This is a genomic window from Lacisediminihabitans sp., assembly GCF_036569425.1.
In the GTDB taxonomy this organism is placed as follows: domain Bacteria; phylum Actinomycetota; class Actinomycetes; order Actinomycetales; family Microbacteriaceae; genus Lacisediminihabitans.
This window is the reverse complement of the sequence record NZ_DATCQQ010000091.1, coordinates 29,108-48,824: the sequence shown is the minus strand read 5'-3', so window position 1 is coordinate 48,824 and position 19,717 is coordinate 29,108. Positions and strand designations below refer to the sequence as shown.

General features: G+C 68.4%; 18 protein-coding genes and 1 tRNA gene. 12 read left to right on the top strand and 7 right to left on the bottom strand.

Annotation, left to right across the window (positions count from 1 at the left end):
• Nucleotides 1–113: 113 nt before the first annotated feature.
• Nucleotides 114–578, bottom strand: a complete 465-nt coding sequence (locus VIM54_RS15375; protein WP_331902611.1) for an Rv3235 family protein — start codon at nt 576–578, stop codon at nt 114–116.
• A 244-nt stretch (nt 579–822) separates the two neighbouring features.
• Here VIM54_RS15375 and VIM54_RS15370 point away from each other — a divergent pair, with 244 nt between their 5' ends.
• Nucleotides 823–1,425 carry a hypothetical protein gene (locus tag VIM54_RS15370; RefSeq protein WP_331902610.1) on the top strand — a complete coding sequence of 201 codons (603 nt, stop codon included), beginning with the start codon at nt 823–825 and terminating at the stop codon, nt 1,423–1,425.
• Here VIM54_RS15370 and VIM54_RS15365 read toward each other — a convergent pair.
• Nucleotides 1,401–1,715: a helix-turn-helix domain-containing protein gene (locus VIM54_RS15365; RefSeq protein WP_331902609.1), complete on the bottom strand. Its 315-nt coding sequence runs from the start codon at nt 1,713–1,715 to the stop codon at nt 1,401–1,403. The genes VIM54_RS15370 and VIM54_RS15365 overlap by 25 nt on opposite strands.
• Nucleotides 1,716–1,850: 135 nt before the next feature.
• Between VIM54_RS15365 and VIM54_RS15360 the strand changes: the two genes are divergently transcribed.
• Both VIM54_RS15360 and VIM54_RS15355 read left to right on the top strand, forming a co-directional pair.
• A complete protein-coding gene (locus VIM54_RS15360; RefSeq protein ID WP_331902608.1) occupies nt 1,851–2,483 on the top strand; it encodes a hypothetical protein in 633 nt (210 codons plus the stop codon).
• Between the two features lie 3 nt (nt 2,484–2,486).
• Complete coding sequence (locus VIM54_RS15355; protein WP_331902607.1) at nt 2,487–3,722, top strand: regulator; 1,236 nt, start codon at nt 2,487–2,489, stop codon at nt 3,720–3,722.
• 24 nt (nt 3,723–3,746) lie between these two features.
• Here VIM54_RS15355 and VIM54_RS15350 read toward each other — a convergent pair whose 3' ends face one another.
• From VIM54_RS15350 to VIM54_RS15340, 3 genes are all read right to left on the bottom strand, one after another.
• Complete coding sequence (locus tag VIM54_RS15350; RefSeq protein ID WP_331902606.1) at nt 3,747–4,256, bottom strand: hypothetical protein; 510 nt, start codon at nt 4,254–4,256, stop codon at nt 3,747–3,749.
• 120 nt (nt 4,257–4,376) lie between these two features.
• Complete coding sequence (locus VIM54_RS15345) at nt 4,377–6,008, bottom strand: DUF5671 domain-containing protein (RefSeq protein WP_331902605.1); 1,632 nt, start codon at nt 6,006–6,008, stop codon at nt 4,377–4,379.
• Nucleotides 6,005–6,469, bottom strand: a complete 465-nt coding sequence (locus VIM54_RS15340) for a hypothetical protein (RefSeq protein ID WP_331902604.1) — start codon at nt 6,467–6,469, stop codon at nt 6,005–6,007. Before VIM54_RS15340 ends, VIM54_RS15345 begins: the two co-directional genes overlap by 4 nt.
• Nucleotides 6,470–6,555: 86 nt before the next feature.
• Here VIM54_RS15340 and VIM54_RS15335 point away from each other — a divergent pair, with 86 nt between their 5' ends.
• Nucleotides 6,556–8,049: a PAS domain-containing sensor histidine kinase gene (locus VIM54_RS15335; RefSeq protein WP_331902603.1), complete on the top strand. Its 1,494-nt coding sequence runs from the start codon at nt 6,556–6,558 to the stop codon at nt 8,047–8,049.
• A gap of 169 nt (nt 8,050–8,218) precedes the next feature.
• Here the strand turns inward: VIM54_RS15335 and VIM54_RS15330 are convergent, their stop codons facing one another.
• Nucleotides 8,219–8,467 (bottom strand): WhiB family transcriptional regulator, encoded by a 249-nt coding sequence (locus VIM54_RS15330; protein ID WP_147784762.1) that lies wholly within the window; start codon nt 8,465–8,467, stop codon nt 8,219–8,221.
• A gap of 186 nt (nt 8,468–8,653) precedes the next feature.
• On the opposite strand from VIM54_RS15330, the gene VIM54_RS15325 reads away from it, so the two are divergent.
• Nucleotides 8,654–9,064 carry a hypothetical protein gene (locus VIM54_RS15325; protein WP_331902602.1) on the top strand — a complete coding sequence of 137 codons (411 nt, stop codon included), beginning with the start codon at nt 8,654–8,656 and terminating at the stop codon, nt 9,062–9,064.
• Here VIM54_RS15325 and bcp read toward each other — a convergent pair.
• Nucleotides 9,061–9,537 (bottom strand): thioredoxin-dependent thiol peroxidase, encoded by a 477-nt coding sequence (gene bcp, locus VIM54_RS15320; RefSeq protein ID WP_331902601.1) that lies wholly within the window; start codon nt 9,535–9,537, stop codon nt 9,061–9,063. The two genes, VIM54_RS15325 and bcp, sit on opposite strands and share 4 nt — an antisense overlap.
• A 166-nt stretch (nt 9,538–9,703) precedes the next feature.
• Here bcp and VIM54_RS15315 point away from each other — a divergent pair.
• The 7 genes from VIM54_RS15315 to VIM54_RS15285 all read left to right on the top strand — a co-directional run bounded on the left by VIM54_RS15315 (nt 9,704) and on the right by VIM54_RS15285 (nt 19,667).
• Nucleotides 9,704–9,779, top strand: a tRNA-Lys gene (locus VIM54_RS15315).
• Nucleotides 9,780–10,288: 509 nt separating this feature from the next.
• Nucleotides 10,289–11,896, top strand: coding sequence for an APC family permease (locus VIM54_RS15310; protein ID WP_331902600.1), 1,608 nt, complete (start codon nt 10,289–10,291; stop codon nt 11,894–11,896).
• 64 nt (nt 11,897–11,960) lie between these two features.
• The gene (locus tag VIM54_RS15305) at nt 11,961–12,809 is read left to right on the top strand and encodes an urea amidolyase associated protein UAAP1 (RefSeq protein WP_331902599.1); all 849 of its coding nucleotides are present in this window, start codon (nt 11,961–11,963) and stop codon (nt 12,807–12,809) included.
• An 80-nt stretch (nt 12,810–12,889) separates the two neighbouring features.
• Nucleotides 12,890–13,549, top strand: coding sequence for an urea amidolyase associated protein UAAP2 (locus tag VIM54_RS15300; protein WP_331902615.1), 660 nt, complete (start codon nt 12,890–12,892; stop codon nt 13,547–13,549).
• Nucleotides 13,546–17,199, top strand: coding sequence for an urea carboxylase (uca, locus tag VIM54_RS15295; RefSeq protein WP_331902598.1), 3,654 nt, complete (start codon nt 13,546–13,548; stop codon nt 17,197–17,199). The genes VIM54_RS15300 and uca overlap by 4 nt, the downstream gene beginning before the upstream one ends.
• Complete coding sequence (gene atzF, locus VIM54_RS15290) at nt 17,196–18,887, top strand: allophanate hydrolase (RefSeq protein ID WP_331902597.1); 1,692 nt, start codon at nt 17,196–17,198, stop codon at nt 18,885–18,887. The genes uca and atzF overlap by 4 nt, the downstream gene beginning before the upstream one ends.
• A gap of 54 nt (nt 18,888–18,941) precedes the next feature.
• Nucleotides 18,942–19,667 carry a helix-turn-helix domain-containing protein gene (locus VIM54_RS15285; RefSeq protein ID WP_331902596.1) on the top strand — a complete coding sequence of 242 codons (726 nt, stop codon included), beginning with the start codon at nt 18,942–18,944 and terminating at the stop codon, nt 19,665–19,667.
• The last annotated feature ends 50 nt before the right edge of the window (nt 19,668–19,717 follow it).

The window sequence follows — 19,717 nt, the reverse complement described above, 5'->3', positions numbered from 1 at the left end:
GATGCCGAGCACCAGGGCGGCCAGCGCGGAGCGTTCGGGCAGCGGACAGCTCCTGCGGGCCCCGCCCCGGCGAACCGGGCAGAGCGCCGTGCGCAGGAGAAGCGCAAGAGCAACTAGAGCACGTTGATGGCCGCTGCCCGCCAGCGGTTATCGAGGCCCTCGAGCCGGATGGCGACCGCGCGCGTGCGCGCCCGGCCGTGCACAATCACGACCGCTTCGACGACCCCGTCACGCGGCTCGCTGATCGTCGTCGAGCCGATCGTGAACGTGGGCCGCGCCACGGCCCGCCCCCGGGCGTCCCGGGCGCGCGCCGACAGCACGACGCGCTTGAGAAGGTGCCGGTAGACGTCATCCGTCACCCAGCGGGAGATCTGTTCGAGTTCCCGGGCGCCGGACAGGATCTCGATCACGCACCGGGTGAGGTTGACGAGCAGGGGTTCGGGGTTGGGCAGCTCGGTGCGGGAGGCCGGCTGCTGACCGAAGAATTCGTCGGGCTGGAATCGCGACCGGATGACCTTGCTCGGCAGGATCTCGTGCTGCGGGCTGGTCGGGCTGCTGGCAGGGACCGCATCACTCATAGTTCGCTCCGAAACCCTGAGAGGGAATGCGGGCACCGTTGCTCTCATCCCCCATTCGGGGGTCTTCCCTTGGCAGATCACTAAAGCAGCAGGTGCGCTCGGATGTCCACGCCCCAACGCGGGGGTGTGGATAACCGGAGCCGACCCGACGGCTCGGGCGGTGTGGATAACACCGGGCCGCGTGCTGCCGGTGACGTAGCATCGCTGCAACGATCGACATCGACACCTCAGGCGGTTACCGACTATGCGCTGGGACAACCTCTTCGACGACCTGGAAGGTCAACTCGAACAGGAGCTCAGCGCCGAGGAGATCGACCTCCGGGCGGAGGAGGAACGGTTGCGCCTCGCCAGGATGAGCCTGCGCGACCGCATCGTCGCGATCCGCGAGCACGGGCAGGCCGGGCCAGGAGCGCCGATCCGACTGCTGCTCGGCGCCGGCCGGGTGGTCTCGGTGGCCCCGATGACCTTCGGGCGTGATTGGTTCTCCGCCGACCTCGTGGACGAGTCGCCTCGCCGGGTGCAGTGCATCGTGCCCCTCGCGGCGATTGCGGGCCTGCTGCTCACCCGCGACCAGGTCGCACCTAGCCTCGGGGTGGCATCCGTCGCCGAGTCGGGGAGGGGGCTCTCCGGCCGACTCGGGTTCGGCTTCGTGCTGCGCGACCTGTGCCGTCGCCGACGGGAGATCGACCTCGACATCGCGGCCGGCACGCAGCACGGCACCATCGACCGGGTGGGCCGCGACCACCTCGACCTCGCCGTGCACGATTCGGGAACCCCGCGGCGGGAGTCGGCGGTGCGGCAGTTGCGCGTCGTGCCGTTCGCTCAGGTGGAGCTAGTGCGGTTGTGATCCCTGGCGCCGGAGTCGAACGAATACTCCGGCGCGCTCGCCCACTCGGACTGGTGCCAGAGGCTCAGGCGTCTGGCCTCCTCGTATTTAGCCTCGATGTACGTCTCGAGCATCGCCCGTTCGATGCGCCAGTGGCCGTGGCCGCCGATCTTGATGGCCGGAAGCTCTCCCGAGCGCACGAGCGCGTAGGCCTGGCTCGCCGAGATGTTGAGAATCTCCGCGGTGTCGGCGAGGGTGAGGAAGCGCGCGAGGGCGCCGCCATGGCCGTTCGGGGGATCCACGCTGTTCATGCCTCGATTATGGGGGCGCGCCCACCAAGCCGACGGCGGTGTGGATAACTTTCCCGGGCACGGCGGAACGCCGTGACCATGGAGCAACGCACTGCACGATCACGAGCCGGGAGGTGGCGGATGCGCGCCCGAAGCATGTCGAAACCGCGGGAGCGCACCCCGCGGTCGTTCTGGTTCGACCCCCGGTTCGCGATCGGCATCGTGCTGGTGTTCGGGTCCGTCGCGGGGGTGTTCGCCGTCGTCTCGGCCGCCGACAGCAGCGTGCAGGTGTATGCCGCGCGGTCGGCGCTCACGCCGGGGGACCGAGTGGCCGTCGGGGACCTGAGCGTGAAGAGCGTGCGTCTCGGCGATCTGCGCGCCAAATACCTGGGAGCGGGGGAGATACCGGGATCCGGCTTCGTGGTCACCCGCGCCGTGGCGGCGGGGGAGTTGGTGCCGGCCTCCTCCGTGGGCAAGGCCTCCGGCCTGCGCGTCGCGTCGGTGGTGGTGACCGTGCGGGGAGAGCTCGCCAGGTCGATCGCCGCGGTCTCGGTGGTGGACGTGTGGTCGGCGACGGCCACCGACAACAACTCCTTCGGGCCTCCGTCGGTGCTGGTCGCGTCCGCGACCGTGGTGCGGGTGATCGAACCGAGCGGGCTCGTCGCGGACCGGGGTGGGCGCTCCGTCGAGTTGCTGGTGCCCCGGTCGAAGACCGCCAGGGTGCTCGAGGCGATCGCCAACCAGGACGCCATCTCCCTCGTGCCCGCGGGCATCCCGGCGAGGGGCTGACCGATGGTGCGCGTGGCGCTGGCCCTTCCCATCGACCTCGAGGACCGGCTGGCGGGCGAGCTGCTTCGCCACGGCCACGACGTGGTCGCCCGCTGTTCGAGCGCCGACGAACTCGCGTCAGTGCTGCACGGCGCGACCGCCGACGTGGCGATCGTTGCCGCATCGCCCCGGTACCTCAACCGCCGGCTGCTCACCGAGTCGGATGCCTCGGGCGTGCGGATCGTGGCGATGGCTGCCGCCGACGACGAGCGTCGCAACGCGGCGACGCTCGACCTGCGCGAGGTCGTGGCGGCGTCGGCGGCGTGGCCGGAGATCGAGGACGTCATGCTCGGCTCCGGGCCGACCGTCGGCGAGGCGAACGGCAGCCAGCGTCGCGGGCAGGTGGTCGCGGTCTGGGGTCCGGCCGGCTCGCCGGGGCGCACCACGCTCGCGATCGCCCTCGCCGCGGAGATCGCCGCCGAGGGGCACACGGTGGCCCTCGCCGACGTGGACACTCACAGCGGCTCGGTGGCGCCGGCCCTCGGCCTTCTCGATGAGGCGCCCGGGTTTGCCGCGGCATGCCGCCTGGCCGGGGCCGACAGTCTCACCCAGCGCGAGCTCGAGCGGATAGGCCAACGCTACCTCTCGCCGCGAGGAAGCTTCTGGGTACTCACGGGCATCGGACGCCCCAGCCGCTGGCCCGAACTATCGGCCGAGCGCGTGGTCGGCACGATCGGTGCCTGCCGCGAGTGGGTGGACTTCACCATCGTCGACACGGGGTCCAGCCTCGAGAACGACGAGGAGATCAGCAGCGACCTCTTCGCCCCTCGCCGCAACGCCGCCACGATCGCCGCCCTCCGCGAGGCGGACCAGGTGGTCGCGATCGGCTCGGCCGATCCGGTGGGCCTCTCCCGATTCCTGCGGGCCCACGTCGACCTGGTGGAGACGATCGCGACCGACCGGGTCGCGGTCGTGATGAACAAGATCCGCGCGAGCGCTATCGGGCTCAATGCGTCGTCCCAGGTGCGACAGACCCTGCAGCGATTCGGCGGTATCTCGGACCCCGCGCTTGTGCCGTACGACCGTGCGGCGCTCGACGCGGCGGTGCTCAGCGGCAGAACCCTGTGCGATGTCGCGCCGAAGTCGGCGGCGCGGGTCGCCATCCGCCAACTCGCCCGCGAACGCGTGCTTGCGAAGCCGGCGCCGGCCAGGGGGCGGTTTGGCCGCGGGGCCGACCGTCGCGGGCTGGCCGCCGGCTAGCCAGACTGGGTCATCCGGTTGGGCTCAGCGCGCTCCGAGCCAGTTCAGCAGGTCGGCCTTTCTCAGCCGCGACCAGCCCCGTTTGCCGGACTCGCGGGCTCGGGCGCGCAGCGCGACCATCGTCCACCCCGCCGAGGGCTCCCCGGTGGGTGTCGTCGCGGCCCGGGGCTTGCGCGTACGCGGCGCGACAACGCTCTTCCGGCGAGCGAGGGCCGGGCGTGACGGGGCCTTCTTCGCCGCCCCGTCCTTCGTGGCCACGGCATCCTTCTTGGCCGAGGCGGCCTTCTGGGGTGTCTTGTCCGGCTTGGCCTTCTTGCCTGGCTTGGCCTTGTTGTCCGGGTTGGCTGACTTGCCCGGCGCCTTCGCCTCCTTTGCGAGCTTCTTCGCCCACTCCTTGTCCTTTACCCGCTGGATCTTGGCGTGCTCCTTCTCGCGGGCGAGTGCGGCCTTCGACTTCTTGCTGCTCGGGATCTCGGGCTTGTCGGCCTTCGATTTCTTGTCGGCCTTGGATTTCTTGTCGGCCTTCGATGCCATGACATTCTCCTCGGGTCGGGCGCGACGCGGCCCATGGTGTCCCATTCTGCCCCGCCCCGCCCCGCAGAGGGGAGGATTTCGCCTACAACGGGCGTCGCGCCGCCCTCTCGCGGATCTCGGTCAGCCTAGGAGGAGGATGACCTCGAGCCGTCCGTCCGGTCCGGCGACGAGAAGCACGCGCGTGCCGCTCACGCCGGCCAGGGCCGCGGTGACCTGCCGGGCCGTGGGCGCCGGGGAGGGGTCGGCCCGAATCCAGAGCGAGACCGCGGCGCCGGTGGCGTCTTCGATTACGTGTCGGAGCGGCTCGGCATCCGGCCCGCCCACGAGGATCACCCGGCCGATCGAGCGCGCCGCGCGCTGCACCGCCGGCACGGCGGCGCGGTCCAGTCGCCACACCGTGAAGTGGTAGCCGGCGGCGAGCCCGGTCGCCAGGAGCAGGCCGAGCGGCGTGCGCACCCGGTCGAGGAGGCTCTGCCCGGTGACGCTGTCGAGGGTGAACTCGAAGATGCGGAAGCCGATCACGAGGAGGGTGATGAGGGCGACGACCGCGCTCGCCCCGAACACCGCGACGAGGTACACCCGGCGGCCCGTCGACGCGCTCTCGGCGGCGCTCACCCGGGATGCGGGGCGCCAGACGAACCACCAGACCGGCGCACCGACGACGAGGGCGCTGATGCCGCCGAGCAGCAGGCTGCGTGCGCCGGACTCGGTGAGCGGTGTGCCGATCGCCGCCAGAATAGAGTTGACGATCACCCCGAATCCGGATGCCGACGCGGCCAGTGCGACGCCCGACCTGACGAGGCGGCTGGCGGTGCGAGTCGCTCCGGATGCGGTCGCCACGCGGCCCCGATAGTAGGCCAAGACGAGCGCGCCCACGGAGGCCGCGGCGACGGCGGTGCCGAAACGGTCGAGAATGGCGGCCACCGGTTCCGTGCGATCGAATGCCACCCGCAGGAGCAGGAAGAGGGCGGTGGCGACACCGCCGAGGGTCAGCACGACCGCTCCGAACCCGTTGACGATCACGAGCACGACGGGGCCGAGTCCGGTCCGCCGGGAGCGCGCGTCGTCCCGCATCCAGTGCCACCACCAGATGGCGGCGCCCCCTGCGGCCCAGACGAGCGCCTGCAGGGCGGGTCGCCACCACGGATTCCCGACCACGACCGAGGCATCGAAACCGTGCACCACGGCGTCGAGCAGCGCGCCGAGGGCGGTGACGGCGCCGCCGACCCCGATCACGAGGCCGTAGAACGCACCCAGAACCGGGGCCACGCCCTCGAGCCTCGTCGGCCCCTTGTTGGCGCGGGCGGACATCCAGCGATGCCACACCCAGACCGCGCCCCAGGCGATCGCGGTGCTGAGCGCGAAGGGCTGCCAGTTGCCGCGCACGAGCGCGCTCAGGGTCTGGAGTAGTGCGGCGGTGAAGGTGATGAGAGCCACCGTGGACATGCCGGCCAGGTAGAGGCCCCAGGAGAGCGACGACCGCTCGGTGGCGAGCGCCATCCGACGCCAGAGAAGCCACCAGAGCACCGCCGCAAGCGGGCCGGAGACGAGACTGAAGGCGAGCGAGAGGGCGAGGCCGGCGACATCGTTCGAGGCAAGCCGGTAGTTGGCGGTGTCGAAGAGCCTGCCGAGAAGGCCGCTCACCCCGCTCGCAGTGATGGCGACCATGGCGAAGAGGAGGGCGAACACGATCACCCGGCGCACCGACTGCTGCGGGCCGACCGCCCCCGTCGTCGGCTGCTGCACTGTCACTGGTTTTTCCCCGCAGGGCTGCAGACAGTGAGGATGGACGGCGCGGATTCGATGAGCCAGTTGCCGCCCCGCTTCACGAGATTGAATACATCCTCGTATTCGGACTCGGAGGTGCCAAACGGGCCGTTGTCGAAGGATTGGGCGATGGAGACCCTGACGTCGGCCGAATCCGCGCGCACCGTGGTGGACACGAGCGTCACCCGGATGTTGTCGGTGAGGGTGGCGTCGAACCTCGCGCAGCCGTCCCGGGTGGCCTGCACGAGGTATCCGGCGGCCTTCTCCTCGTCGCCCTCGATGACGGCGGTCGAGTACCGCTGGACGACACCCTCGGGGCTCGACGCGTCGAGCAGTTTCGGCGCTCCGCGCGAAAACACGACCACGAGGGCGATGACCACGATGACGGCGACGACGGCAAGCACGACAATGAGGGCGCGATCGGGTCTCGCCGGGGAAGGCTCCATGCGCTCAGCCTCACGGAGTGCGACCGATAGTGCAATGGCGGGCCACCACGACGGAACCGTGGGCATTCGGCCGTAGGCTATTCAGCGTGTCGACCCTCTCTGACCTCGTGCTCGCCCAGGGACGCTCCGACGAAGCCGACGTCGAATGGCTTCACCTGCTCGTCGGCGACTGGCAGTTGCTCGCCGACCTCGCGTTCGCCGACATCGTGCTCTGGGTTCCGACGCACGAGGGCAGCTTCGTGGCGGTGGCCCACGCGCGTCCGTCCAGCTCGGCGACGCTGTTCTACCGCGACTTCGTGGGGCAGCAGATCAAGCCGGAGTGGAAGAGCCAGGTGACCGACGCCTTCGAGTCGGCTCAAATCGTGGACTCGGCGAGCCCCGACTGGTACGAGGAGACCCCGACACGAGTGCGCGCCGTACCGGTGTTGCGCAGGCTCGCGGCGACGGGAATCGAGACCACGAAGCATCCGATTGCCGTGATCAGCCGCCACACCAACCTCAGCGAGGCGCGCACGCCCAGCCGGCAGGAGCTCACGTTCAACGAGTGCGCCAACGATCTCTTCGCGATGATCTGCGCCGGCGATTTTCCCGATCTCGGTGCGCCGACCGGCCCCCGACGAGGCGCGCCCCGCGCGAACGACGGGTTGCTGCGGCTCGACGTGGACGGCACGGTCACGTTCGCGAGCCCGAACGGTCTCTCGGCGTTCAATCGCATGGGCTTCGCCGGCGAGCTCGAGGGGGAGTCTCTCGCGGAGGTAACCACGTCGCTGCTCAAAGGCCGTCTCATCATCGACGAGTCGCTGCCGCTCGTCGTGACCGGACGCGCGCCGTGGCGCACGGACATCGAGGCCAAGGGAGTCACGGTGTCGTTGCGCGCCATACCGATCCGGGATCGGGGCGAGCGCATCGGGGCGATCGTGCTGTGCCGCGACGTGACCGAGCTGCGCCACCAGGAACGCGAACTGATCACCAAGGATGCGACCATCCGGGAGATCCATCACCGGGTGAAGAACAACCTGCAGACGGTGGCCTCCCTACTGAGGATCCAGGCCCGCCGATCGCACTCGGACGAGGCCCGCGAGTCGCTCAACCAGGCGATGCGCCGGGTCGCGGCGATCGCCGTGGTGCACGACACCCTGAGCGAGGGGCTCAACCAGAACGTGGACTTCGACGTGGTATTCGACCGCGTTCTCAAGCTCATCGCCGAGGTCGCCTCGACGCACAACACCAAGGCTCACCCCACCTTCACAGGAAGCTTCGGGGTGCTGCCGAGCGAATACGCGACTCCGCTCTCCCTCGCCCTTACCGAACTCGTGACGAATGCGGTCGAACACGGCCTCGCCGGTCGCGAGGGCAACGTGGAGATCATCGCGGAGCGCACCGCCGAGACGCTGAGCGTTCAGGTGCGGGACGACGGCACCGGCCTGCCGGAGGGCAAGGTCGGCTCGGGCCTCGGAACCCAGATCGTGCGCACCCTCATCCAGGGCGAGCTCGGTGGCACGATCGACTGGCACACCATGGTGGGCAGCGGAACCGAGGTCACGATCGAGATCCCGCTCGCCTGGCTCACCAAGAGTTAGCGTTTGGCCGCTCGTGCCGCCGGATGGGCCACCGCGCGCAACATGGGCCGACACGTTGGCCCCGATTGCGCGTTGTGGCCCCGTTAGCGACCGCGCATCCGTTCTTCGCCTCGCCCAGCGCATGCGAACGCGCCACGCTTGGAGGAAGCGCGGCGCGGTCGGGTGTGTTCTAGGAGGCGCGGCGGGCGCGAGCGGCGCGGCGCTTGAGCGCGCGGCGCTCATCTTCGCTCAGGCCACCCCAGACTCCGGAATCCTGGCTGGTCTCGAGGGCGTACTGCAGGCACATTTCCGTGACGCTGCAGCGGGCGCAGACCGCCTTGGCCTTGTCGATTTGGTCGACCGCCGGACCAGTGTTTCCTACCGGGAAGAAGAGTTCGGGGTCTGCCGTGAGACAAGCGGCTTTGTCGCGCCAATCCATCGTGGGGTGCTCCTTTTGTTGCGTACACAGGGCAAGACAGCCCAATGCGAAGGTCCTGAGACCCAAGATTCGAGGGGATGAGATGAGAATTTGGGATGCGCCCCACGGCCCTGTGAGTGCAAATCAACCTCACATAGAATCTCATATTGGTTGTAGCAAATCAATAGTCGGATGGGGAAAAAAGCTGTGAGCGAACCCAGAATGTTGCGCAGGCCGCCCCTGTTGGTGCTGCTTGCCGTGGTGATCCTGCTCGAGTGCGCGCTTCTCGCGGCGGCGACCGTCTACCTCGTGGTCGAGTTGCTCACCGCGCGGGCGGACTCACTCGCGAGTGCGGTCGCGATCCTCGTTCTCACCGCCCTCGCCGCGGTCTGGCTCGGGGTGATGGGCGTGCACACGCTTCGCGGCAGGCCGTGGATCCGCGGCGGAGCCGTCGTCTGGCAGGTGCTGCAGATCGCCGTCGCCATCGGCAGCTTCCAGGGCGGCTACTTCTCCCGCGCCGACATCGGCTGGTGGCTCATCCTGCCGGCCGTGCTCGTGCTCGTGCTGCTCTTCACGCCGTCGGTCATCGCCGCGACGCGTCGCACAGAAGAGGGTTAGTCGAGCCCGAGCTTCTTGCGCAGCGACGCCACGTGGCCGGTCGCCTTCACGTTGTACAGGGGTAGCTGGATGTCGCCGGTCTCGTCGACGACGAAAGTGGACCGCAGCGTTCCGGTGACGATCTTGCCGTAGAGCGACTTCTCGCCATACGCGCCGTAGGCGTTGTGAACCGCGAGATCCGGGTCGCTCAGCAGGGGGAAGTTGAGGCCCTGCTCTGACTGGAACTTCTTGAGCGCGGGCGTCTCATCCTTAGATACCCCGAGCACCTGGTAGCCGGCGGACTTGAGCGAGTTGATGTTGTCGCGAAAGTCGCACGCCTCTGTCGTGCAGCCCGGCGTGCTCGCCGCCGGGTAGAAGTAGACGATCACTCTCTTGCCCGCGTAGTCGGCGAGGGAGACGGCCGCGCCATCCTGGTCGTTGAGGGTGAACGCCGGGGCGGTGTCGCCCGCTTCGAGCTTGACGGATGTCGACATTGATACTCCTCGAGAGGGCCGGATGGGTGCTCACAATTCTACGGATCCGCGGCGACTTCAGGACACCGCCCCGGTTCTGGCGGCATGCCGGGGCCTCGGTTGGCGAGGCTGGCCCAGGCAATGCTAATGTTGACCTTCGGCTCGCCCCTTAGCGTGCGGGCCGCGCGCACCTCTAGCTCAATTGGCAGAGCAACTGACTCTTAATCAGTGGGTTCCCGGTTCAAGTCCGGGGGGGTGCACCAAAAATCCCGATCAGGCTATGGGCTTCAATGTGGTGGCGGGCGATCATTCGGTAGCGGCCAGGATTTGGTCATGATGAGCGCCGGCCGAGCTCTCCTCTGCGCTCTACGGACTCGGCAACCTCAGCCGATCGGCCCGGCCGCGGATCCGCGCAAGTATTGGGGGCCATCGACCGCGCCGGCTGCGATCGCGATGTTCGCGTCGCTGTGACCGACAGCCCTCGGAGTGGGGCCTCGCTCCGTGGTTCGGATGGTCAGAGTCTCCCTGTCGATCGACAGCCATTGACGTGAAATCGTGCCCCTGAGGAACGCCGCGCACAGCGCCGACGGCATGATCCCGCATGTCTCAGGCCGTGGGAATGACGTCCGTAAATCAACTCGAAACAAACCAGAAGCTACCGAAACACAGAATTAACGAGTGTGAAACGGCGCAGCAACTCCGTCACACCACCATGAGAATATCGCCTGTCAATCGACAGGTATTGGATGTCTGCCCGCGGAAGGCCGTGCCCATGAGTGCCCAGGAACCACCCTCGCTCCACCCCGCTCCAATCCCGTCGACCACAAAGCTTTACCGCCAAGAACTTCACAGGGGAGTCGGCTCGTTTGCGTCGTTCGCCGCAGGATTCTCCTTCGTCTCGATTCTCACCACCGTCTTCCAGCTCTTCGGGCTGGGCTTCGGAATCGGCGGCGCCGCGTTCTTCTGGACGTGGCCCATCGTCTTCGTGGGCCAGCTGCTCGTCGCACTCAACTTCGCCCAGCTCGCCGCAAGTTGGCCGATCGCCGGGTCGATCTTCCAATGGGCGAGCCGACTCGCCGGAACCACGTTCGGCTGGTTCACCGGTTGGGTGATGATCGTCGCCCAGACCCTCACCGTCGCCGTCGCCGCGATCGCGGTACAGGCCGTGCTCCCCGCCATCTGGGCCGGATTCCAGATCGTCGGCGGACCGACCGCCGACCCCTCGCTCGCCTCTCCCACCGGAGCGCAGAATGCCGTCGTCCTTGGCATGATCCTCCTCGCGGTCACGACCACCGTTAACATCCTCAACGTGCGCATCATGGCTCTCGCAACGAGCGTCGGCGTCATGATCGAGATAGTCGGAGTGGTCGTACTGGTGACCGCGCTCATGCTTCTGCCTGAGCGGAGCCCTTCTGCTGTCTTCACTACGGTCGGTGCTGCGCCGACCAACGATCCGTACATCTGGGCGTTCCTGGCCTCGTCGCTCATGGCCGCATACGTGCTCGTCGGCTTCGACTCGGCTGGCGAGCTGGCTGAGGAGACCCACGCTCCCCGCAAGACGATTCCGAAGACGATCGTGCGCGCCGTCGTGGTCTCGGGCCTCGGCGGAGCGTTGCTGATCATCGCTGCGATTGTGGCGGCGCCGAGCCTCAGCGACGGCAGTCTCGCTTCGGGCGGTATCGCCTACGTGGTGACCGAGCGCCTTGGCCCGGTCTTCGGGAGACTGCTGCTGGTCGCCGTGGCCGTCGCGGTGTTCGCCTGCACCCTGGCTGTGCAGACTTCCGGCTCGCGGATGATGTTCTCGATGGCCAGGGAGCGTGCCCTCCCGTTCTGGCGCGCCCTGGCGAAGGTATCGTCGCGTACCGGCACCCCGATCGCCACCAGCGTCGTGGTCGGCGTGGGTGCTGCGCTCGCTCTCGCTGTCAACTTCGGACAGAGTGCGATCTTCACCGCCCTCTCGAGCTTGTGCATCGCCATGCTCTATCTGGCCTACCTCGGGGTCACGGTGCCGCTGCTCGTGCGCCGGATCACCCTGCGTGGCCAGGGATTCCCGCCCGGCGTGGATGAGGACGGCAAGCGGCTGTTCACGCTCGGACGGTGGGGGATCCCGCTGAACGTGATCGCGGTCGCCTTTCAGATCGGCATGGTCACGAACCTGGTCTGGCCGCGTGCCGAGATATACGACCTCACCGGCCACACCTGGTGGCTGCAGTGGAGCGCACTACTGTTCATCGGCGGGACGCTTGTTGCCGGCTTTCTCGTCCACCGCCGCAACCACGCCCGTGACGGCGCCATCGAACTCGGCCACCTTCCCGTCACCGCCGCGGTCACGGTGGTGACGGACGCCGCTTCGGGCGCCCCGATGGCCACGATCGCCTGACGGTTCCACCACCCGTGCCGCCCGTCGTCCGACGGGCGGCACACCAACAGAAAGCGATGGCGCCATGCCCTCGATAGCCGACGGCCACCGAACCGACAGCGTGCTGGCGGCACGCGCCGACGCCCGCGCGCAGGCTGAGCGCACAGCGGCCTACATGCCGTACCGGCCGGCGTCCTCATCCCCGTTCGTTCCGGCCGATGTCGATCCTGCCGTCTTGACGTGGGCGGAGACCGTTGCTCCCGGCGGATACACGCACAAGGTCGTCGCCCGCGGGACCCGTGTGCGCCTCGACGACCCGACCGGTCATGCCTGCGCCAACGTGATCCTCTACAACGCCCTCGAGCCGAGCGAACGGCTCAACGTCGCGGACACGATCAAGATCCCCTGGCAGGCGTACCTCGGTGCCGGCCACCCGCTGCTCTCCGGCGACGGGAGGGCGCTGGCCACCATCTCGGCCGACTCGTCCGGCCGGCACGACACCTTCTGTGGCACCAGCACGGACGAATTCACCGTCGCGAAATTCGGGTCCGCCGCCCCGGAAGGGCCGTCGCCATCCGGCCGGTCCCGTTTCATCCTCGCGGCATCCAAGCACGGCCTTACCGGTCGCGACCTCCCGCCCAGCATCTCCTTTTTCCAAGGAGTCCGCGTCGAAGCCGACGGCGCGCTGACATTCCAGGGGAGCGCCGGGGCAGGGACCCATGTCGAGCTGGTCGCCGAGATCCCCCTTCTGATCCTCATCGTGAACGTGCCCCACCCGCTCGACCCTGCGGACGATTACCTGGTCGGACCGCTCCGAGTGCACGCCTGGCCGGGGACGCCAACCGGCCCCGCCGACAGCCGGTTCACCGCCTCGCCGGAACTGAACCGCGCATACCTCAACTCGATCGATTACGCGGAGGCGCGAGGACTGTGACCACCACCACCCACAGAACCGGACCGCGCACTATCCGGACGACTGTCCCCGTCGGCGCCCGCTACACCGAAGACACGCCGCTGAACCCGGCCGGCCCTCTCGCCACTGGGCCGGTCTTCAGCGACGAGACGGTGGCCCCGCTCGCCCCGTGGTCCGCGCTGCTGCGTGCCGGCCAGACCCTCACGATCGTCGATGTCGGCGGCAACCAATCCGCGGATTTCCTCGTCTTCAACGCCCACGACACGGACGAACGCTACTCGGTGCCCGATACCCTCGCCTGGCAGGGCAACGCGTACCTCCGCGAAGGATCGGTCCTCCGCTCCAACCTCGGACGACCGCTGATGACAGTCAGCGGCAACGAGATCGACCGGCAAGACACCATCGGGGGCGCCTGCTCGAAAGAATCCAACACCCTCCGGTACGGATTTCACACCGAGCACCAGCACGGCTGCCGAGAGAACTTTCTCGCCGAGGCCGCCCGGCACGGGCTGGGCGCCCGCGACCTGGTCTCCAACATCAACTGGTTCATGAACGTGCCCATCGAAGCCGACGGCACCCTGGGCATCGTCGACGGCATCTCCGCGCCCGGCAAACGCGTCGCGGTCCGAGCCGACGTGGACGTGCTCGTCATCGTCTCCAACTGCCCCCAGATGAACAATCCGTGCAACGACTTCAACTGCACCCCCCTGCGGATGATCGTTACCGACGCTTTCCCCACCACCGGATCGGACAGTGCATGAACCCCGCCTTCGACACCCTGCTTGTCGCCAACCGGGGGGAGATCGCACGGCGCATCATCCGCTCCGCGAAGTTGCTTGGACTGCGGACCGTGGCGGTGTACTCCGACGCCGACCGCGCCGCGCCACACGTGCGGGAAGCGGACGAGGCTGTACGCCTCGGACCGGCGCCCGCCCGCGAGTCCTACCTCGACATCGACAAGATCATCGACGCATCCCGCCGTCTGGGCGCTGGCGCCATCCACCCCGGATACGGCTTTCTCTCCGAAAATCTCGACTTCGCCCGCAGGATCGAAGCCGAGGGCATCAGCTTCATCGGCCCCACCGTGAACCAGATCGCTTCCTTCGGCGAGAAGCACACCGCTCGAGAGCTCGCCGCCCTCGCGGGTGTTCCCCTGCTCGCCGGCACGGGTCTGCTGTCGTCGGCCGAAGAGGCGGTCGCCGCAGCAGACCGTATTGGACTGCCCGTCATGCTCAAAGCCACCGGCGGCGGTGGCGGCATCGGCATGCAGGCCTGCGCCACCGTGGACGAGGTGCGCGAGGCTTACGACCGCGTGGCACGACTGGGCGAGAAGAACTTCGGCTCCGCCGGGGTGTTCCTTGAACGTCTCGTCCGTCCGGCCCGCCACGTCGAAGTTCAGCTCTTCGGCGCTGGCGACGGGCGCGTCGCTGTCATCGGAGACCGGGACTGTTCCCTCCAGCGCCGCAACCAGAAGGTGATCGAGGAAGCCCCTGCCCCGGCGCTCCCGGATGCCGTGCGCCGCCAGCTGCACGAGTCCGCGCGATCCCTCGCCGCATCGGTGAACTACCGTTCCGCCGGCACCGTCGAGTTCGTCTATGACCCGATCCGCGAGGAGGCCTCGTTCCTCGAGGTGAACACGCGGCTCCAGGTGGAGCATCCGGTGACCGAAGAGGTCTACGGCGTCGATCTGGTCGCCATGATGCTCCTCCTCGCCCGCGACGGCGCGGAGGGCATCGACCCGACCGTATTCAGCGACCCGTTTGAACCCACTGGGCACGCGTTTGAAGCCCGGGTCTATGCCGAAGACCCGGACAAGAACGGCCTGCCCAGCTCCGGACTGGTCACCCAGGCGATCTTTCCCGGCTTCGGATCCCCTGCCATCAGCGGGGTACGCATCGACGGGTGGATCGAGACAGGACTGGAGGTGTCCCCCTACTACGACCCGATGCTCGCAAAGGTGATCGCCACTGCCCCCACCCGGGATGCCGCACTCGACCTGCTGCGCGAAGGGCTCGACGCCAGCCGCCTCGACGGGGTCGTCACCAACCTCGGACTCCTGCGCTCGCTCACCGACGAGACGACACTCCGCGCATCGGCCCACTCCACATCAACACTCGACGGGACGGCCGACCCTGATCCCCGCATCGACGTCGTCAACGCCGGCGCCATGACCACCGTGCAGGACATCCCCGGCCGCACCGGATACTGGCAGATCGGCGTCCCGCCGAGCGGCCCCATGGACGCAGTCTCCCTCACGGAGGCCAACCTCGCCGTCGGCAACCCGGCCGGAGCGCCCGGTCTGGAGATCACCGCCACCGGCCCCACCCTGCGGTTCAGCGCGCCGACACTGATCGCGCTCACAGGTGCGCCCGCCGACGCGACCCTCGACGGAGAAGACGTACCGATGTGGGAACCGGTCGAAGCCGCCGCGGGGAGCGTCCTCACCATCGGGACGCTGCATGGCCCGGGCCAGCGCGCCTATCTCGCCGTGCGAGGCGGCCTCGACGTACCCCTGTATTTGGGAAGCGCATCCACCTTCACCCTTGGCGGCTTCGGCGGCCACGCCGGCCGGGCGCTGCTGCCCGGGGACGTGCTGCGACCGGGATCGCCAGACTCGGACGCCGCCCACCCCGCCTTTCCTGTCGGCACTCGCCTGGGCCGCGTCGGGGGCCCCACCCCGACCGAGCGACGCCCCGCACTCACCACGACGTGGCAGATCGGCGTCACCGAAGGACCGCACGGCGCCCCGGACTTCTTCACCCGCGCCGACATGGACGTCTTCTACGCCACCGACTATGAAGTGCACTACAACTCCGCCCGCACCGGCGTGCGCCTCAACGGCCCCCGGCCGGAATGGGCGCGCGAGGACGGCGGAGAGGCGGGCCTCCACCCGTCCAACATCCACGACAACCCCTACGCGGTCGGTGCGATCGACTTCACCGGCGACACCCCGATCATCCTCGGCCCGGACGGTCCCAGCCTCGGCGGCTTCGTCTGCCCCGCCGTCGTCGGCAGCGGCGAGCTCTGGAAACTCGGGCAGCTCCGCCCCGGCGACACCATCCGCTTCGTCCCGGTCCGCGAGGCGGACGCCGCCGACCTCGTCCACACTCGCGCATCGCTCACTGTCCTCAGCTCTGGGGGTGATGGCGACGACGGGGTCATCGAACGACTCGAGGAGAACGAGAAGCGCCCCTCGGTGACCTACCGCCGCGATGGCGACGACAACCTCCTCGTCGAATATGGCGACCTCACCCTCGACCTCGGACTGCGCATGCGCGTCCACGCGTTGATGGCGAAACTGAAGGAGGAGTCGCCCAGGGGTGTGCTCGAGCTGACGCCCGGCATCCGCTCGCTCCAGATCCACACCGACTCTTCCGAGCTGAAAGCCACCGCCCTGGCCGGGTTGCTGCGCGAAATAGAGGAGGAGATCCCGGCGACGCATGAGCTGGTCGTGCCGTCGCGCTCGGTGCGCCTCCCGCTCTCCTGGGACGACCCGGCCACGCACCTGGCCATCGAGCGGTACATGAACGGCGTGCGCGCCGACGCTCCGTGGACCCCGTCGAACATCGACTTCATCCGTCGCATCAACGGTCTCGACTCCGTCGACGACGTGCTGAGGACCGTCTTCGACGCCACGTACCTCGTGCTGGGCCTGGGCGATGTCTACCTCGGTGCGCCGGTCGCCACCCCGCTCGACCCGCGACATCGTCTCGTCACCACGAAATACAATCCCGCACGCACCTGGACCGCCGAGAACTCCGTCGGCATCGGGGGCGCCTACATGTGCATTTACGGGATGGAAGGGCCCGGCGGCTACCAGTTCGTCGGCCGCACTGTCCAGGTCTGGAACCGTTTCCGCCGCGGCGGGCTATTCCAAGACAACCCGTGGGCGCTCCGATTCTTCGACAGGATCGAGTGGTACCCCGTCGGTGCCGACGAACTGCTCGAACTCCGTGCCGAAACCGACGCTGGCCGCGGGCACTTCGAGACAGTCGATGGCACCTTCGCAATCGCCGACTACCAGCAGTTCCTCGCCGAGAATGCAGCATCCATCTCGGACTTCCGCGCCGTGCAGGCGCGCGCGTTCGGCGAAGAGAAGGACCGCTGGCGCGAATCCGGCGAGTTCGACGTGCGTCCGGACGCGAAAGAGTCGGCGCCCGCCGACGCGGTGGTGCTCGCCGAGGGAGCCACGGGGGTCTTCGCACCTTTCACTTCGACCGTCTGGCAGGTGGCGGCGGAGCCAGGACAGACGGTCAGTGCCGGCGAGAAGCTGATGTCGCTCGAGGCGATGAAGATGGAATCCTCCGTGCTCGCTTCCGTGGCCGGTGTCGTCGGGGAAATCTACGTCCGTCCCGGAGACCAGGTCGCTCCCGGCCAGATTCTCTTCTCGATCATCGGAGCCGCATCATGACCGCCCCAACCGCCGTCGACCGTGTGTGTGCAGCGTACAGGCGCATCCGGGAGGTCGACCGCCCCGAGATATGGATCAGCCTGCGAGACGAGCGCGAAGCACTCGACTGCGCCGCAGCCATCGACGCCCGCGTGGCAGTCGGCGAGAGGCTGCCCCTCGCGGGGACGGTGGCCGGCGTCAAGGACAACATCGACGTCGCCGGGATGGACACCACTGCGGCGGCTCCCAGCTTCCGCTACCGGCCGGGCGCCGACGCTACGGCGGTGCGTCGCCTGCGCGAAGCCGGGGCGATCATCATCGGCAAGACCAACCTCGACCAGTTCGCCACCGGCCTCGTCGGAACCCGCAGCCCGTACGGTGCCGTGCGCAACGCCTGGAATCCGGGCCGCATCTCCGGCGGTTCGAGCTCGGGTTCCGCTGTCGCTGTCGCCCTCGGGATCGTGGATCTCGCCCTCGGTACCGATACCGCGGGGTCTGGCCGGGTGCCGGCGGCGCTCAACGGGATTGTCGGCGTCAAGCTCACGCGGGGCCGCATCCCGGCCACGGGCGTCGTCCCGGCCTGCCGCACCTTGGATTGCGTCACCGTTCTAGCCCGGGAGATCGGCCTCGCCGGCCGTGCCGCAGAACTGCTTGCCGGCCCCGACGGCCGTGACCCGCTCGCGCGCACCGAGGCGGAGGCCGATTCCCATGCCGCGGCCTCGATGCTGCGCGCCGTCCCGCGCGTCGGTATCCCCACCGCGGAGCACCTCGCCGGACTCGCCGACGGGTGGGTCGAGGCGTTCCGCTCCGCCGTGCAGCGCCTCGTCGCGACCGGGGTCGAGATCGTCGAAGTCGACATCGCCCCGCTGCTGGAGGCAGCGACGATGTTGTACAACGGAGCGTTCGTCGCCGAGCGCTACGCCGCTGTGGGGACGCACATCGACCGGCACCGCGATCTGATCGGCACAGACCTCGATCGATCCGTCGCATCGATCGTGCTCGGCGGAGCGGAGCACACCGCCGTGGACCTGTTCAACGACCGGGAGGAGTTGGATCGACTGGCCGTGGCAGCACGGGATGCGCTCGACGGATGCGACGCGCTCCTCACGCCGACGACCACCTGGCATCCCACGTTCGAGCAACTCGCTGCCGATCCGATCGGCGGCAACAGCCGCCTGGGCCGGTACACGAACTTCGCGAATCTGCTGGACATGACGTCGATAGCCGTGCCGGCCGGTACCGTCGATGGGCTTCCGTTCGGCGTGATGTTCACCGGCCCCGCTTTCCATGATCGCGCCGTGCAGCAGCTTGCGGAACGGCTGCTGGCACCCTTCCTCGAGATCCTCGTGGTCGGCGCCCACCTCTCCGGTCAGCCGCTCAACCATCAGCTCGTCGCCGCAGGCGGTTCCTTCGGGAGGAGGGTGGCAACCAGCGCCGACTACGCCCTCTACGCCCTCGACACGACGCCAGCGAAGCCGGGTCTGCTGCGGGTCGAGTCGGGCGGCGTCGCGATCGCGGGCGAAGTGTGGTCGCTGCCCGCCGCCGGCTTCGGCAGTTTCGTGGCCGCTCTCCCCTCGCCGATGACCATCGGAAGTGTGACTCTCGCCGACGGGCAAAGCGTGCCCGGATTCCTCTGCCAGGCACTCGCTACCGTCGGCGCAGAGGACATCAGTAGCTACGGGGGCTGGCTGGCATGGAAGCGTGACTGAACCCGTTCCACCTTCCGCAGCCGCGCCGATGAGATCTCCTCAAGGAGTGAGATCATGGAATCCATGAGCTCCGTTCCGACTCCCAACAGGCCCGGTCGTCCACGCGCCAGCAACGACGTGCCGCGCTCGCCTCTGTCGTCCCGGGAGCAGATCCTGGACGCCGCTGCAGCACTGTTCTCCGAGGCAGGGTTCTCGGGGTCGTCGACCCGCGCGATCGCCGACAAGGTGGGCATTCGCCAGCAATCCCTCTATTACCACTTCGCGGGAAAAGACGAAATCCTCGCGGAACTTCTCAGCGGGTCCGTGCGCCCCAGCATCGACTTTGTGCAAGCGATCGAGGCGCGGGTTCCCGACGAGGTGAGCCCGGCGGGCGCACTGTTCGCCCTGGCCAGTATGGACGCGCGGACCCTCCGCCGGACCCCACACAACATCGGCACGCTTTACCTCCTGCCCGAGATCCAAGACCCGCGCTACGATGCCTTCCGCGAGCAGCGGGTTCTGCTGCGGGCGATCTACGGACGTCTCGGTGCCGCCGCCGCGCATGCCGACGTCGCATCGGTGATGAGCGAGGAACGAATCGGCGTCATTCTGATCCAGCTGGCCGAGGTGGTCATTCAATTGCGGCGTGACGACGACAATGCCGCTGCAGACGAGGACGACGCCACGATCGCGGCATCCTGTCTCCGAGTACTTGGGCTCTCCACCGCGGAGATCGCGGCGGCGCGTGAGGAAGCCTTCGCCGTCACGGCTGCAGCACAACGGACGCCGCAGTCTGCCTGATATCGCCGCCCTGATTTCGACGCGGAGTCCAGCGTCGAGTCCCGATGTCC

Excerpts from the sequence above, each read along its gene's own strand:
- VIM54_RS15375 (WP_331902611.1), bottom strand. The coding sequence starts at position 578 with ATGAGTGATGCGGTCCCTGCCAGCAGCCCGACCAGCCCGCAGCACGAG.
- VIM54_RS15370 (WP_331902610.1), top strand. The coding sequence starts at position 823 with ATGCGCTGGGACAACCTCTTCGACGACCTGGAAGGTCAACTCGAACAG.
- VIM54_RS15365 (WP_331902609.1), bottom strand. The coding sequence starts at position 1,715 with ATGAACAGCGTGGATCCCCCGAACGGCCATGGCGGCGCCCTCGCGCGC.
- VIM54_RS15360 (WP_331902608.1), top strand. The coding sequence starts at position 1,851 with ATGTCGAAACCGCGGGAGCGCACCCCGCGGTCGTTCTGGTTCGACCCC.
- VIM54_RS15355 (WP_331902607.1), top strand. The coding sequence starts at position 2,487 with ATGGTGCGCGTGGCGCTGGCCCTTCCCATCGACCTCGAGGACCGGCTG.
- VIM54_RS15350 (WP_331902606.1), bottom strand. The coding sequence starts at position 4,256 with ATGGCATCGAAGGCCGACAAGAAATCCAAGGCCGACAAGAAATCGAAG.
- VIM54_RS15340 (WP_331902604.1), bottom strand. The coding sequence starts at position 6,469 with ATGGAGCCTTCCCCGGCGAGACCCGATCGCGCCCTCATTGTCGTGCTT.
- VIM54_RS15330 (WP_147784762.1), bottom strand. The coding sequence starts at position 8,467 with ATGGATTGGCGCGACAAAGCCGCTTGTCTCACGGCAGACCCCGAACTC.
- bcp (WP_331902601.1), bottom strand. The coding sequence starts at position 9,537 with ATGTCGACATCCGTCAAGCTCGAAGCGGGCGACACCGCCCCGGCGTTC.
- VIM54_RS15310 (WP_331902600.1), top strand. The coding sequence starts at position 10,289 with ATGAGTGCCCAGGAACCACCCTCGCTCCACCCCGCTCCAATCCCGTCG.
- VIM54_RS15305 (WP_331902599.1), top strand. The coding sequence starts at position 11,961 with ATGCCCTCGATAGCCGACGGCCACCGAACCGACAGCGTGCTGGCGGCA.
- uca (WP_331902598.1), top strand. The coding sequence starts at position 13,546 with ATGAACCCCGCCTTCGACACCCTGCTTGTCGCCAACCGGGGGGAGATC.
- atzF (WP_331902597.1), top strand. The coding sequence starts at position 17,196 with ATGACCGCCCCAACCGCCGTCGACCGTGTGTGTGCAGCGTACAGGCGC.
- VIM54_RS15285 (WP_331902596.1), top strand. The coding sequence starts at position 18,942 with ATGGAATCCATGAGCTCCGTTCCGACTCCCAACAGGCCCGGTCGTCCA.